The following is a 17202-nucleotide window of genomic DNA, read 5'->3' on the forward strand; positions in this document are numbered from 1 at the left end:
CATAGTTGACACAGAGCGTATTCTATGGCAAATAAGGCTGGTTGAGTGTAGGCTGTTTGGTTGATTAAATCTGAGTTTTGTGTTGTTTGTGTATCTGGATAAATTACGGAAAGTAAGGAATGTTCTAGATAGGGTTGCAAGAGCTGGGAACATTGGTCAACTGTGTGGCGAAATAGTGGCTGAGTTTGGTATAACTCTTTTCCCATATTCAGATATTGGGAACCCTGTCCTGTAAATAGGAACGCTTTTTTGGGTTGACTATTGTTGTCAGAAACTTTATTAGTGTATAATCCTGCTACTTTTGCTGCTTTTTGGTGATGAGCTAGTTTTGAGACTAACTCCTCTAAGTTGGAAGCAAGAATAGCAAGTCGATGGTGAAAATGGAATCGTCCACTATTTGCTGTGTAACATATATCTTCTAGTTTTAATTCTGAATGAATTTGCAGATGATTTTGATAACAACTGACTAATTCTGCTAAAGCTTTTTCTGTTTTTGCCGAGAGGGTTAACAAATGTTTTGGTCTCTCACTCTTAATTCTTAATTGTTGTTCTAATCCTCCTTGATTAAGGATAGGGGGGTGCATCTCGTCTTGAACAGGGGCTTCTTCTAAGATTAAATGAGCATTAGTTCCACTTGCACCAAAGGAGTTAATTCCCGCAATTCTTGTACCATCTTTAACTTGCCAAGAAGTTAATTCAGTGGGTACAACTAGAGGAAAATCTTTCCAGTTAAACTTAGGAGTTGGATTTTTAAAATGTAGATGAGGAGCTATTTGTTGATGTTGCAATTGAAGTATTGCTTTGATTACTCCTGCTATTCCAGCGGCTGAACTCAAATGACCGATATTAGTTTTTACCGACCCAATCATTAATGGTTTTTTCTTAGTTCTTTCTGCTCCAAATACCTCTGCCAAAGAATTTAGTTCAATAGGATCTCCCAAAGCTGTTCCTGTGCCATGGGTCTCTATATAACTTACTTGAGAAGGTTCTATTTTTGCTGCTTTTAGAGCTTGATGTATTAACTGTTTCTGAGAATTCCCATTAGGAACTGTAAAACCACTACTTGGTCCATCTTGATTCACAACTGAACCTCGGATCAGTGCCAAGATACGATCTCCTGATTCTAAAGCATCTGATAGACGTTTGAGAACTAATACACCACAGCCTTCACCCCAGGTAGTGCCATTAGCTGCTGCATCAAAAGTTTTACAGTAACCATCTGGTGAAAGCATTTTCGCTTTGGAAGCAACTATCATACTATCTGGCAATAACATTAGATTGACACCCCCTGCTAAAGCCATCTGACATTCTTGTTGTCGTAGGCTTTGGCAAGCTTGATGAATAGTTACTAAAGAAGAGGAGCAGGCTGAATCTATAGTCATAGAAGGACCAGTAAATCCTAAAATATAAGAAATACGGCCTGCAGCAAGATTTAAGAAAGATCCCCCTAACAGATAAGGTTCTATACTACTATCATATTTTGCGCGATGGGTAATAAGCGCATAATCATAAGCGGTGATACCAACAAAAACCCCTGTAGGACTTCCCTCCGATCGTTGAGGAATTTGTCCAGCATTTTCGAGAGCTTGCCAACAAACTTCTAAAAATAAACGATGTTGGGGATCTATGGCGATCGCTTCGCGAGGTGAAATCCCAAAAAAACCTGGATCGAATTGACTTACATCGAAATCATCTAAAAAACCACCTCGATGAGTATACATTTTTCCTGGGATTTCTGGATTAGGATCGTAGTAAGCATCGACGTCCCACCTCTGAGGAGGAATTTCTGTGATTGCATCCACTCCTTTAGACAAAAGTTGCCAAAATTTTTCAGGGTCATTAGCACCACCTGGAAAACGACATGCCATCCCAACTATAGCAATCGGTTCTGTTTTGGCTCGCTCAATTGCTTCTAGTTTTGTTACTGCTTTATTAAGAGCTATAAATACTCGCTTAGAATCAGCTAGGTGATTTTCTTTTTCTTCCATGTTTTCTATTTTAATTGTCTTCCAACAAAGTTTCTAACTTGGTAAGTTTTGTTGCGATTGAGAGTTGGATACTTTCTTCAGATAACTCTTCTACCTCTGACAATTCTTGAATTTTATTTGATTCAGCCTTGGAAAATTCAGAGCGTTCAATGTTTTCTAATTCCCATCCCAGTATACTTGAGGCAATGTGATCGGCTAGACTAATAACGTTAGAAAAATTAAAAATCAAAGTCGTAGGTAAAGAGCAATTCAGGCTATCTTCTAGTCGATTTTTGAGTTCAACTGCCATTAGAGAGTCCATACCCATTTCAAAAAAACCTTGCTCTAAACTTGGCAATTGATCTATTTTTAATCCTAATATTTTTCCTATTTCTTTTTGAAGATATGTGATTAATAGATTTCTGCGTTCAGTTTTAGGAGCAGTCTCCATTTTTTTAATAATTTCGAGCTTTTGCTTGGAAGTTGAACGTTTTGTTTCAACTTGTTTGACATTAATTTCTTCTAGAAGTAATCGCTGTCTTCCTGTACTATAAAGTTGTTTGAATAAATCCCAATTAACATTAACTACAGTTGTTTGGACACTATGACTGTTCCATAGTAATTCTAAAGCAGCTATTCCTTGTTGTTGAGGGGATAAAGACTCTATACCTTTTTCTTTTAATTCTCTCAAAAATTCTTCTGATGCCATACCACCTCCAGACCATGGTCCCCAATTAACAGTAAAACTTGGTAATCCCTGAGCTTGTCGATAAGAAGATAACACATCTAAAAAATGATTGCCTGCACTATAGTGAGCTTGACCAACTGCTCCCCAAACAGAGGCAATGGAAGAAAAGCTGACAAAAAAATCTAACTCTCGATCTTTAGTAATTTGATGAAGTATCCATCCACCAATAATTTTGGGACTCATTACTGCTAATAACTGTTCTACTTGCATCCGTTCGATCCGTTCACTTCTTTGTTTTCCTGCTGCATGAATAATTCCTTTTAAGGGAAACATATAACTATCTATTTTGTCAAGTACTTTCAACATTTCTTCCGGATTGCATACATCAGCTTGAACTGTAACAACTTCAGCTCCTAGCTGTTTCAAATCACTTAGATATTTTTGTTTGTCCTCCGAGAGAGACGATCTACTTATCAAAACCAAATATTTTGCTCCTTTGGATACCATCCACTTAGCTACATGTAATCCTAAAGCACCAAGTCCTCCAGTAATAAGATAGGTAGCATTAGAAGAAAATGATATTGGAGCAGATAATTTAGGACATTGCTTGAATAAACGAGCTACATAAATCTGTTTTTCTCGTAAAGCTAGATGATCTTCTATTTGATTACTCGTCAAAATTTCTACAAGTGTTTCTATTTCATTTTGCGAACCTTGCAAATCTAAATCTATTAATCCTCCCCATAATTGTGGATGTTCGAGAGATATTACTCGACCTAAACCCCACAAAGGTGATGTTGCAACTGTTAGTTCTTCAATTTTAGATAATACAGGCTGAGATCCCCTTGTAACTATCCACAATTGAGGGGAACTGGATATGGAAATTTTAACCAAACTCTGTAACAGGTACAGTAAGCTACCACATCCCCATATTTGTACTTGCTCTAACTGAGAAATGCTTAAATTTTCCGAAGTAGGAGCATCTAAACTCCACAAATGAATGACTCTCTGGCAAGATAATTGCTTTGAGGTTATTATTTCCTGACAAAGTTTTTCAAACTCATCAAAATTACATGGATTTAGTAGATAGGTTCCACTTTCAGGATTTTGAAAACTTTTTCCACGATAAACTAAAGTACATTTATGTCCTTGTTCTTTCAGTTTTGTTGCTAGTTTTTTCCCGACTCCTGTAGAATCAGCAAAAATTAACCAATGGCTAAGTTGAATGGCAGAATTTTCTTCGTTATGTATTAAGGGCTGCCAAAGTAATTGATAAAAATAATCTTTAACTTGATTTTCGATAATTTCTTTTTGATGCGTTTTTGCTATCAAGTCTAACAACTTTGGGATAAATTTTGACTCAATTTCTGATAGTTCATTATTTTGTTTTAAATGTTGCGTTAAATACTCCAAATTTCCATCGATAAGCATTTGATTTATACCGGTTTCAATGGAAGTAATAAAACTTGAATCTTTACTGGCATTTGCTTGTTTTTCCTTCTCTAATAATTCAGTTTCTTCCGGTAAAAATATGATTGGTAATTTTACTTGATACTGTGGATAGTTTTGATAAAATTCATACCAATTTATCGGCATTCCTAGAACATATAATTGAGATAAACTTTGCAACATTATTTGCCAGTTTGAATATTGTTCTCGAAGGCTAGAAAGCCAAATTCCTGCTTCTTCTCCCAGATGAGATCTCCCCATTGACAAAGTAACTGCTTTTGGACCAATTTCAATAAAGATTTTACAACCCTGTTTATATGCAGTTTCTATAGCAGTAGAAAATTTTACAGGTTCTCCCCATACCTTCCTCCAGTATGTAGAATCTACCTCTTCATTCAGTAATTCACCTGAGATAGCTGAAACAAAAGGAATTTTTGAACTAGAGTAATTTACACCTTGGTGAATTTGATCGACAAGTCCTAGTATCGGTTTAATTCTGTCAGTATGATATCCTTCGGCAAAAGGGAGTTCTTTTACTAATACACCCTCTTTTCTAAGCTTTTCAGCTACTAATTGAATTGTTTGAGTATCGCCGACTACAGTATTGCGATAACCACCATAAGAAATAATTTTAATTTCTTGAATGTAGGGTTCAATTATTTCCTCGACATATTTTTCACTGGCTATAATGCCAATAGCTTGACAATTTCTTTCTAATTTACTATCCCAAAGCTTTCCAATAGAAACTAATAATTTTAAGCCTTCTTCTAAATTAAATATTTCTGCAATTAATGCTGCCGAGTACTCTCCAAAACTATGACCCATTACTAAGCTTGGCTCTACTCCCCAAGACTTCCACAATTCGCTTAAAGCATATTGAATTGCAAACAACATTGGTAATCTGTAAATATGTTTTATTTCTGACAAATTATCAACTTTGTTTGAGTACAATAATTCCAGTAAAGACTGACCTGTATAATCACTAATAATTTTATGGCATTGGTCAATTGATTGACGGAATTTTGGTTGAGTTTCATATAGTTCTTTGCCCATATTTGGGTAAAAAGTACTGTAGGGGCTAAAAATAAAACCTACCTTCAAAAAATCACTATTTTTAATCCTGTCATTCCAAAGATTTTCTACATCTTTTCCAGCTACAAAATCTGTGAGTTTTGCAAGTACTTCTAAAGTAGATTGTGCTATAACTGCCAAACGATATTCTGACAATGATTGCTTAGTATTCACTAAGAAACAAAGCTCTGATAATTTAACTTCTGGATGTTGTTCTATACTAAGTATAGTATTTTTAGCTAAATGTAATAATTCCTGTTGACTAGAAGCAGACAAGCAAAAAATTTGAAGAGGAAAATCTATTTTTGGTACTGAATAAACATTACACGATGACTCAAATTGATGATTTTTGGTTTGTGCTGTTTCTATCCAGTAACGTTCTCGTTGGAATGGATAAGTAGGCAATTCTACTTTCTGACAAGCATAATCTTGGTCAAACCCTAACCAATCTATTTTCGCACCCCGTACATACAACTGCCCTAAACTTAATAGTATTTGTTGCCACTCATCCACTCCCGGTCGTAATGATGGTAACCATTCTCCTTCACTCTCTGGCAAACATTGCCTTCCCATGCCGAATAAGATTGGTTTCGGTCCGATTTCTAGAAATATTTTATATCCTTGCTGATGAAGAGTTTTCATACTTTGGGCAAATCTTACTGGTTCTCGTACATGACGAGTCCAATATTCAGGAATAGTTATTTCCGCACCTACTTTTTCACCAGTCACATTTGATATTAGTGGTATTTTAGGTTGACTATAGGTTACTTCTTTAGCTACTGCTGCAAATTCTGCCAACATTGGTTCCATCAATGGTGAATGAAAAGCATGAGAAACTTGTAACTGCTTGGTTTTAACCCCCACTGCTTCTAACTTACTACAAATGGTAGCGATCGCTCCACTCTCACCTGAAATTACTATACTTTTTGGTCCATTTATCGCTGCTATTGTCACTTGGGAACTATATTCGCCTACGGCCTCTGTCACTTGAGATTCTGATGCCATAACAGATACCATCTCACCACCGGAGGGTAACTTTTGCATTAACCTGCCCCGCATAGCGATTAGTTTGAGACCATCTTCTAAACTGAAAACTCCTGCAACGCAAGCTGCTACATATTCTCCTACGCTGTGGCCCATTACCACATTTGGTTTTATTCCCCAAGATTCCCATAACTTGAACAAAGAGTATTCAATAGCAAACAGAGCTGGTTGAGTATAAGCAGTTTGATCTATTAAAGATGAACTTGAATTTTCAGCATCTTGATGATATAGAATTTCTAAGAGCGGATGTTCTAGATACGAACTTAGGATTTGGTTACATTCCTCTAAAGCTTGACGGAAAGTTGGCTGAGTTTCATATAGTTTTCTTCCCATATTCACATACTGGGAACCTTGACCTGTAAATAGGAAGGCTAATTTTGGATAACTACTATCACTTGATAGTTTTCCTGAAAATACTCCGACGACTTCCTCCCCTGCTTTGTGTTGCAAAAGTTTTTTCGTTAATTCTTGTGGGTTACTAGCAATGACTCCTAGTCGATGATTAAACTGAGCTCGCCCAGTGTTAGCTGTATAACATACATCTGCCAGTTCTAATTCTCTATTAGTTTCCAGATAATTTTGATAATGACTCACTAACTCATCCAAAGCTTTTTCTGTTTTTGCTGAGAGAGTTAACAAATGAGGTTGCTCCTCTAACTGTTGCGTTTTAACTTGAGTTGGTACTTCCTCAAGAATAACGTGAGCATTTGTTCCACTGAAACCAAAAGAACTTACCGCTCCTACACAACTTTCATCTCCATCATATTTTTCCCATAGCTTACCCTCCATCGGAATTACACCAGGAATCCCTGTCAAACTCATATAAGGATTCAGCTCTTTCAAATGTAAATGAGGTGGTATATATTTATTTTGCAGTGACAACACCACCTTGATTAACCCGGCAATACCCGCTGCCGCTTCAGTATGACCAATATTTGTCTTTACTGAACCGATCGTTAAAGGGCGTTCCGAACCACGATTGTTTCCATACACCACTTCCAGAGCCTTAATTTCTACTGGATCTCCCAAAGAAGTACCCGTACCATGGGCTTCTACATAAGATACTTGATTAGCTGATATTCCTGCTATAGACAACGCTTTCTGAATCACCGCTTCTTGAGCTGATTGATTTGGTGCAGTCATTCCATTACTAGCACCATCCTGATTAATTGCTGTGCCCCGCACCACTGCTAAAATTGGGTCTCTATCTTCTATGGCCTGTTTCAAAGACTTGAGAACTACAACTCCACAACCTTCACTTCTTACATAACCGTTTGCAGAGGCATCAAAAGTCTTACAACGTCCATCTGGCGATAACATCCCTGCTTGAGAGAAACTAATACTCAACTCTGGAGACAACAATAAATTCACCCCTGATGCCAAAGCTAATTCACATTCACCATTCCGTATACTTTGACAAGCTAAATGAACAGCACTTAGAGATGATGAACAGGCCGTATCTACTGTTATGGCTGGACCATTCAATTTCAAAAAGTAAGATAATCTTCCTGCACCGATAGCATTAGAACTACCTGTGGCAAAATATAGGTTTAAATCTTGCTCCTGATTATGTTTGTTCTGTAGCTGTTCATAATCATGAAAAGCAATACCTACAAATACTCCTGTTTCTGTTCCTGAAAGAGATTCTGGATTAATGCCAGCATTTTCTAGTGCCTTCCAGTTTTCTTCTAGTAATATACGTTGTTGTGGATCTATATATTTTGCTTCACGGGGGGAAATATGGAAAAAATCTGCATCAAATTTGTCAACTTCAGAAATAAAACCACCATAACGACTAGATATTTTTCCTGGTTGATTTTTATCGGGATTGTAATATTTTTCAATATCCCAACGATTCAGAGGTACTTCCGTAATTGCATCAATGCCATTACACAGCAGTGACCAATACTTTTGGGGGCTATCAGCATCTCCAGGAAACCGACAAGCCGTTCCTATAATTGCTATCCCATTTTCTAATTGAGCTGCCGAAAAACCTGAATCAGTTTTTTCGGCTTTTGGCTCTGGTTGTGCGATTTTTGGCAACAACTCAGAAATATTCTTGTGTTTAGCCTGTGTTTCTCCCTTAAAATAACTAGCGATCGCCTTTGGAGTTCCATATTTAAAGAAGAAGTTCGGCTCGATTTTTACTTCCAGTTTTTTCTCCAATAAATATTTCAGTTCTAACAGTTCCAAAGATTCGATTCCCATTTCCATCAGTGGGCGATCTGAATCAAAAGAGCATTTCTTATTCATTACTGTCCGAACACAACCAGCCACAACTTCATCTACATCTTCTTCTATTTCTACTTTTTCCTGCTGATTTTTTTCAACTCCTACACCATCAAAACGTTGACGATTATGGATATCGTATTCTATCAGAACACCATAACCTTGATTTTCTATATCCTTGGGCCTATAACCAGGAAGAACTTTTTGAATTTTTGCCCCATGTATTTGATGAAAGCGCAAAATCTGGTCTACCAGTAGTCCTGATTCATTTTTTTTGTGGATATATTCTGCCATTGGTATTGGGGAATAGTCTGGATAATTACGACAACGAGTTACTCCCACAACCCTTTCCACACCACCCATCACAGCACAATACTGAAGCATCCATTCCAGTAATTGATCCCCTAACCCTTGGTTTTGCAACTCTGGCAAAATATTCGTAGCTAGTAATTGTATCACTACTCCTGATTCAGTATGTAATGATGGCACTTCTACAAAGGTTCTATTCTCCAAAACTTCTGTCCGTTCGATCCTTTGGGAATAGATAGCTCCAACAATCTTATCCTCAAGCTCCAAAACAAACTGCCCTTGTGGAAAATTCAAAATCCGCCTCTGAATTTCTTCACTGTCAACCCGGAGATTTTCTGACCAACACAATTCCTCTAGTACTATTAGCTCTGGTAAATCCTTAATTGTAGGATGGCGCAACTTGTAAGGCTTTTTCTCAAAACAATTTAAGGTGATACGACTAAATGGAAAATTCTGAGGATATCGTTTCGAGAACTCCCACTTGGGGAATAAACCTACTTCAGCAGCACAACTGAGAAACACATCAGCTTCCACCAGATGTTGACTTGAGAAAGCTTGTAAAGCATCAAAATGCAGGTTATTACTACTGTCTAAAAATTTGTTTACTACTTCTGGTTCTAAACAATGAACTTCCAGAATCATCATCCCATTTTTAGTAACCACAGAAGACCATCTTTCCAGATGTTCTACCAAGCTTTGTATCATAATCTGGGCCGGAATCAAACCGCCGTCTGAATCTACATAAACCCCTGAGTAAGAAAGTTGACTCCGCTTTTTTGCTGCTTCTAAGTTTTGGGGAGGGATAAATGGGCGATCGTGGTCCAAAAAGGAGCGAATGTGGAGAATTTTTTCTGGCTCGTCAATTCCATGAGTTCTTAAGTCAGATATCATTTGTTGTGGGTTTCCAATATCCCCCTTCATTAGCAAGTTAGGAATACCTGCTAAAGTTAATGCAGATTCTTGCAACGATGCTTGGTTATAATCTACTCCTATCATCTGCACTGGATATTTGTCTAGCACTTTTCCCCTAGCAGATTTTGTACTGATTACTTGATAAACCCGTTTGAGTAGTGTACCATCACCACAACCCATGTCTACAATATAGTTTGGTTGTTCGTAATAGGGTAATTGATTAAAAATACTCAGAATTAATTCGTCTACATCAGCAAAAAACTTCTGGTGTTGAAAACCACTGCTCATTACGTTCAATTTTCGATCGATGTGACTTTCACTTCCTTGTTCGTCTCTACAAAATACTGTTTGACTTTTTCCAAATAATACGTCTGAAATCTGCAACAACATAGGAGTATAGGAAGCAGTCACTCCAGTAATTAGTATTCTCTCTACTATAAATTTACCCAGAGCGGTCAGGCATAAATTATTTTCATAATCATTCGATTTTTGGCTATGTTTTTGGACTGTTATCGAACTTTTCTCAGCCCATCCTTTAGCTATAAATAATGTTGATAATTCTTCTCGTATATGAGGACTTACACCAGAGAATAAAGGTTTTTCTTCCTGGTCTACTGCTAATAAATTATGCTTGTGAAGCGCTAGCATAATTGGTATTATTAGAACTCCATCTAAGAAATCTGCTATTGTTATATCATTAATATGCCACTGCTGTTGAGAAAGCTCTATCCAACTTTTGAGAATACTAGGCTTTTCTTTTCCTAGTAAGTAGGATTCTATAGGTAGGTTGTATAAGTCTAATATTTTTTCAGGAATGGACAAGTAAGCTTGAGAATTTTCTGTGAGGGAGTATTCACCAACTTCATTTTTTGATAGCCAACCTAGGGATTGCATCATTCTTAAGGCTACTTGCAGATGACCTGTGTTTGCTCCTAGGACTTTAGCTATTTGCTGGTGGGTTATTTTTTTTTGTTTGATTAATTCAAATAATCCCTTTTCTCTACAGGCTAAAATTACAGGAATAGAAACAAAGCCGTGTTCGTAACGATTAATTAACTCTAACATTTTATCTTAATTGATTCTCATCCTTTCTTCTTAATTTGGTAGATTTTTGATAATCTTCTTTTATTTAAGTTTATAACTATAACTTGTAATCAGGAATTTGGCAAGATAATTTTTGTTTGAAGTTTAGACTAAATAGTTAAATATATAGAACCCATTTGGTGCCTATTGGGAAATAAAAGTATTCTCAGGATTTAGACAAAGACACTACATACTCAAAACCATAGTTACTTTTTTTTATTTATTTTTCCGATAGCAAATACTATCGGAAAATGTGGTATCCAACCTTGAAACTGGAGCAATTGCTCTGTTCCATCACAGTCTTGTACTGCCTGTCTCAACAGCTTCCAAAACTTGTCCGAGCCAGCAAGGCTGACCACAAAACTGAATCTGCTTGAAATTGGAATGAAACTGCATACGCTTCAAGATCGAAAAACCACCGCCAAGCTTGATATTCATATTCCACCAGCTTCTCACCACTAGCAACCCTAGCTGTTCTATAATCTAATTCTTCAACATCATTTAAATCATAGGCATTACCTTGAAGAAACATTTCTGGTGGCTGGCCTTGAGCATTCAAAGCTGTAGGATTGGCATAAAGTTTTTTCTGAGTTGTGATCGCATTGATATATGTGGGTAAATCGGAATCTTCAAGTAATTGCAAGGTTATCAAGGGTTCAGGAACATTGATTAGCAATTCTGAACTTTCTGATGGTTCTTGTGGTGGTAGTGGTTCACTACTACGGCCACTTAAACTAAGTGAATTTTGGCTTGGTATATATGGTTATCTTTGGGGAATTGCCTGGGACTATTTAGTTGATATTGTTCAACAGATAATTAACCTTAATCCTCACAAAAAGTCTCATTATCAAAGGGGATTAAAAGCTCTGTCAATGTTAGATAATATTTAATTATTTGCCCGAAACGTTTTACCATTCATCTGATTATTAACAAATTTTAACAGGACTTACATAAATTTTCTAGGATTCATCTAATTGAACAATGAATCAACGTAATTGGTAATGTGGGTTCGCGTTGGCGGAGCAAGTGCGGCAGCTATATCGCGAACCCACATCACTACTAAGAATAATTATTATTCTCATAAAAACCGTCAAATTTAGGCAGAGTGGATATCCTTTAAATCCTGATCATACAATAGTTTTGAAGGGCTTGTCACCCCGTGAGCGATGCGATACTTATTTCTGAAATTTGTTGGTAGTTAAATTTTCTTGGCTGAGGGTAAAGCTGATTTTTCTGGATTTTTTTCTACTATATATGAGCGCACCTTTTCCATTATGTTTATCATATCTTGTCAAGTATTGTATGTCAAGGTAGAGCTTCCGTTTTTTAAGATTTTTTTGATAAGGCTTTTAAGCAATGTGCCCATTAAAAAATAAACTTAGTTGCTGAGAAGTGGTAATTATTTTCGACTAGCTAATAGAAGGCAATAAAATTGGTTGGCCTCCTCATATTTATTAGTTAAAACTAGGGCAAAAAGATTCAAGATAACCAGAGGATAAAAAAACAGTCTTATTCTTTTTTTCTTCATTCCGTCTAATATGTATTCAAAATCCCTGCCGTGGCTTCCTTCTTTCTGCCAATATACTATTGACATTCTGGAAGATAATATTTAAAATGCAAAAGATTCAAAACTTGTATATTTGCTAATTATCTGCTAATTCTGACTCTATCTAAATTAAAATTAATTATAAATTATGAGAATATATCTATATATTCTATCAGGAATTACATCAGCATTAATCGGCTGGAGTATAGGGCAATTTCTCCTCAGCGATTTAGGCTGGTTACAAAAGTTTCCTGAATTAACATTATTTCCTTGCGTGGCAATTTCTCTAGCAGTTGGCATAGTTGCAACAGATATATTTTTAAGTAATCCAACTCGATTTAAACGCAACTTCAACAGAGGTATAATACCACTGAGTATTGCTGCAGGATTAGGATTATTAATCGGTCTTACTTCTGGAGGATTAGTACAAATATTACTCAATCCACAACTACGAGATAAAGTTATAACTGTACCCGATAAATTTGTCAGAATAGTCGGGTGGATTTTAATTGGTGGAGCAGTGGGTTTAGCTGAAGGATTGACTTGGCGCTGGCGTAGTATAGAAGCAGGAGATAAACGGCGTTTTTTGCAGCGACTTACCATTAGTTTAACTACCAGTATTTTGACTGCTTTAGTTGCAGCAATTATCTTTGAATGGATACGACAAAAAATGGATGGAATGCCCACAGCATTACAAGCTTGGGAAGACACAATAGGTTTTTCTTTATTAGGGAGTTTATTAGGTTTCGTCTTGAGTTTTTCTACCTCTCCTAGTCATCTAGTTGCCCTCAGAGCTGGAGCTGGTTTTGAATATATTGAAAATGTCAATTTTCATCAGTCTGAAACACCAGGGAATTATCCCCATATTCAGAAAGAATTATCACCCAGAATTAAATTTGTGAGTAATGATTTGACCGATAAAATTGAGGAAGGATTATCAATTCAATTACCTGCAAGAGGTAAAATTAAAATTGGTTCAGCTCAGTTGAAAATTATGGGCAGTCAACAATTTGGTGTAGATATTTGTATCCCTGGTTTGCCACTGCATATTGCTGACTTAGACTTAGCATCTAGCCAAACAATTTTAGTACCTAATCTTAAGTTTTTTAATAGAATAGAATATCAAGGCGATCGCTTGAAGGAAAGTACGCCAATCAAACTAAAACATAACGATTTAATTGCATTTTATGCCGAAAATGAGGGCTATAATGGTAAAAAATTATTCAGATTTGTCTACTATAATCGCTTCTTGGACCCACAAGGTTAGTTTTTCTTTGTTAATAGTAATTTCCTGCATTAATCCTAGCTTTGCTCAAGTAAAAAATGTAGAAATTATCGAAGCTATTCCTGAACGTAATGAAAGTAAAATTACCCTGCGAATCAAAGCCTATGACCAAAACAATAAACCAGTAAGAGGTCTGGAAAAAGAGAACTTTAATTTAACAGTTTGTCCGCCTAAAACAGAGCCAAAAACTGGAGAATGTCAAACTTTAAATCCAATAGATATTAATTGGAAAATTCCCCTACCCGAAGAATTACCTCCTGCTTGGGTAATTGTTTTATTAGATTTTAGTGGCAGTATGAAGCAATTAGATAGTAGTGGGGAAAAAACCAAATTAGAAGGGGCGATCGCTGCAATTAGAAAATTTAATCAAGATTTAGCTGACAAGGGAGAAAATACCAAAATTTCTATTGTACCTTTTGGCAAAGGAGGTAAAAATTGTCCGGGAAATCAAGTGACGAAAAAAGAACTAGATAATTTTGTTTTAGCAGGCAATAAAAAGGTTGAACAATCTCTCAAAAAAATAGAAAGTCAACTGGATAATCTTTGTGCAGCTACAGATATTTATGAACCTTTGCGTCAGGCAGTACAATTTTTTGGTAATTCCGAAGATACTCGTTTTAACCCACGCCCAAATTCTAATTTATCTCAACCAAGACGTTCGATAATTTTACTTTCTGATGGCTATCATAGTATTTATGGAAATAGAGAAAATGAACCAGAGTTAGAAGCACAAGACTTTGAAAAACTTGTGTTTATGTTGAAAAGTTATCCTAATATTACTGTGCATACTTTGGGTTATGGTTTGACTCCCCAACAGTTGCAGCAAAAATATGATTTAGAGGAACTTCCTACTATTAGAGATATTAGTGTAAGAGGAGGAAAAAAAAGTAATAATTATTCAGAATTAACGGAACTTGCTGCTGAAGAATTTGTTGACCAAAAACGACTACAACAAATAGCGGGAGTAACTAATGGTATTGCTGAATTTTCTGGTAATGCTGAGGATATTTCTAGTAGTTTAACTGAATTTTTAGAGGCTTTATTTGATGAGTATCAAATCAACTATATTCAGCCAATAAATGCCGACCGTGGTTCGTTACATAATGTGCAAGTTAGTCTCAATTTACCCAATATTTCAGTAGACTCAGAACAACAACCTTATGTATTTCCTTGGGTGTCGCGCTCCCTACCTTTTTTGACCAGATTTATCATTTTCTTATTTACTTTAGCAGTATTATTAGGGGGTGGTGTAATACCATTTTTATTGTGGGCAAAATCAATTAAGCGAGAGTATCAATAAAAGGTAAGCATTTCCTGCGGAATGCTGCGCAAACAGCTATTAGCGGTCAGCTATCAGCTTTTAGAGCTAGGGTTTAATCTGGCTGACTGGTGACTCTTAACCGCTTCTTTAAGTGATAATTTGAAGCACAGCAACGACAAGTTTAAGTTTTGAACTCATAGAATTCAAGCTAATAGCTGAGAGCTGACAGCTAAATGCTTATAATAAAAGTATAAGTTGAGTAATTATGAATATACAAATTAAATTGAAAGAGAAGCTAGAAATTGGGGAACAACTTATAAATCTAGGGAAGATATCGGAAGCAATAGAGCAATATTCTTTAGCTCTAGAATTACAACCAAACTGTACCGATGCTCTTATAGCATTAGCAAATATTTACGAGAAAAATCAAGAACTAGATAAAGCTATTAACTACCAAGAGCAGGTGGTAAAATTAATGCCAAAAAATAGTGATGCCAAAGTCAAATTAGGATCATTAATGTTAGCTGTGGGAAAAGCGGAAGAAGCCATATATTATTATCAGCAAGTCATAGCCATCAACCCAGAGCAACCAGCAGAAATATATTCTCAATTAGGGTCTGCTTTAAACAAAATTGGGAAAGCAAAAGAGTCAATAGTAGCTTACCAAAAAGCTTTAAATATCTCTGAAAAAAAACTTTCATATTTCCGAAAACAGCTAAGGAAAAAAGAAGAGCAAAAAGTTGTAGGAAATGTTGAAACAACAGGAAAACTAGCTCAGAAGTTAATGCAGGAAGGAAATATTACTGAGGCGATAGAAACATATCAACAAGCTTTAATTATTCCTGGAGAAAAACCTGCATGGATTTATCGGGAACTTGCAGATGCTTACCAGAAAAATGCGCAGGGAGAAAAAATAGAAACACTATACCGGGAAGCTATTTCAGTAAATATCCAAGAACCTTATTTTTACTTAAAATTAGCACAAATATATTCTCAACAAAATCGGTTAGAGGAAGCAACTTATGAATATGAACAGGTACTTTTTTTGAATCCCAATCATCTTGCAGCACTTAATCAATTAGGGGGGATAAAAAAGAAAATGCAAAAATATCAGGAGGCAGAAACTTACTATCAACGACTAGCTAAACTTAATCCCAAAAATCCTGGAGTTAGACTAGAATTAGGAGATGTTTTAACTAAGCAAAAAAAATGGGAAGAGGCAACAAAAGCTTATCATCAGGTAATAGATTTGAAACATAAACTTTCAGAAGCTTATCTAGGTTTAGCAAATGTTCTTATGCTCAAGGGAGACTCTTTACAACAACAGGAAAAATCTTCAGAGGCGATCGCTTCATATAACCAAGCATTGGATATTCCTACCAATATTCACATAGAAAAACAAATACATTCTAAGTTGATGTCAATTTATCTCAAGCAAGGAAAACTAGAAGAAGCAGAATTAAGTTACCAGAAATCAATTATTAATAGATACTTAATTAATCACAAGTTAAAAATTATCTATTGCCCCATTCCCAAAAATGCTTGTACTATGTTCAATACTATAATGGTTGAACACAGTGATTATGCTCAACAATACAAAGAGTCTTCTCAAGATATTCATGAATATATTGGCAGACTAGAGGTAGAAATGAGACTTACTGATCCATCCTATATGCAAAATCCAGACTACTTTAAATTCGTTATTTTGAGAAACCCTTTTAAAAGATTAGTGAGTGCTTATTTAAACTTAATTGTTAAAAGAGCAAAACCAATAAGTTTTGCCTATAAGCTAGTTATGGATGTATATAGAGATTTAGGGATGGAGCCTGATATTTATAAGTCTATTACTTTTAGTCAGTTTATTAATTATCTAGCCAACACAGATAATGATCGTTTAAATGCACACTGGCGTCCACAATACACATTTTTGTGCTTAGGGCGATTTCAGTTTGACTATATTGGACAGTTTGAAAATCTCAATCGAGTAAAAAAAGACTTAAATCAAAAATCTCAACTGAAAATCCCGGAAAATATCTTTGAATATAAAAGAACTAATTATAGTAATTATAAATTTGAAAATAAGTTACATAAAAAACATCCCGATGAGTTAATAAAACTGATTAAAAAGGTAGGTGGATTTCCTAAGTATGAGGTTTTCTATACACCGGAACTAGAAGTAATGGTAAGGGAAAAATATGCGGAAGATATAAAAATATATGAGCGTGAATTTAACCAGGTAGTGGAATTTTAGTCAGGGTAAAACTAGCTCATTAATAGATATCTCCGAGGGGGAAAGTATTCATAGTCATAAAAAAAGTTCCCAGAGAATTTTTCGGAGTGATATAGGTGATAGTAGTT

7 protein-coding genes are annotated in these 17202 nt (G+C 35.8%); 4 read left to right on the plus strand and 3 right to left on the minus strand.

Annotated elements, in window-relative coordinates:
• From F6K06_RS26935 to F6K06_RS26945, 3 genes are all read right to left on the minus strand, one after another.
• On the minus strand, positions 1–1988 hold a 1988-nt coding region (locus tag F6K06_RS26935), incomplete at its 3' end, for a type I polyketide synthase (RefSeq protein ID WP_287323317.1).
• 10 nt (positions 1989–1998) lie between these two features.
• Positions 1999–10734, minus strand: a complete 8736-nt coding sequence (locus F6K06_RS26940; RefSeq protein ID WP_287243718.1) for a type I polyketide synthase — start codon at positions 10732–10734, stop codon at positions 1999–2001.
• Between the two features lie 334 nt (positions 10735–11068).
• Positions 11069–11395, minus strand: coding sequence for a hypothetical protein (locus F6K06_RS26945; RefSeq protein WP_287309068.1), 327 nt, complete (start codon positions 11393–11395; stop codon positions 11069–11071).
• 22 nt (positions 11396–11417) lie between these two features.
• Here F6K06_RS26945 and F6K06_RS26950 point away from each other — a divergent pair, with 22 nt between their 5' ends.
• The 4 genes from F6K06_RS26950 to F6K06_RS26965 all read left to right on the plus strand — a co-directional run bounded on the left by F6K06_RS26950 (position 11418) and on the right by F6K06_RS26965 (position 17095).
• The gene (locus tag F6K06_RS26950; RefSeq protein WP_124142768.1) at positions 11418–11642 is read left to right on the plus strand and encodes a hypothetical protein; all 225 of its coding nucleotides are present in this window, start codon (positions 11418–11420) and stop codon (positions 11640–11642) included.
• Between the two features lie 804 nt (positions 11643–12446).
• Positions 12447–13565 (plus strand): hypothetical protein, encoded by a 1119-nt coding sequence (locus F6K06_RS26955; RefSeq protein WP_287243723.1) that lies wholly within the window; start codon positions 12447–12449, stop codon positions 13563–13565.
• Positions 13528–14883, plus strand: coding sequence for a vWA domain-containing protein (locus F6K06_RS26960; protein WP_287243724.1), 1356 nt, complete (start codon positions 13528–13530; stop codon positions 14881–14883). Before F6K06_RS26955 ends, F6K06_RS26960 begins: the two co-directional genes overlap by 38 nt.
• 226 nt (positions 14884–15109) lie before the next feature.
• Positions 15110–17095 carry a tetratricopeptide repeat protein gene (locus F6K06_RS26965; RefSeq protein ID WP_287243726.1) on the plus strand — a complete coding sequence of 662 codons (1986 nt, stop codon included), beginning with the start codon at positions 15110–15112 and terminating at the stop codon, positions 17093–17095.
• Positions 17096–17202: the final 107 nt, after the last annotated feature.

This window comes from Okeania sp. SIO1H4 (assembly GCF_010672695.1).
GTDB classification, from domain to species: domain Bacteria; phylum Cyanobacteriota; class Cyanobacteriia; order Cyanobacteriales; family Microcoleaceae; genus Okeania; species Okeania hirsuta.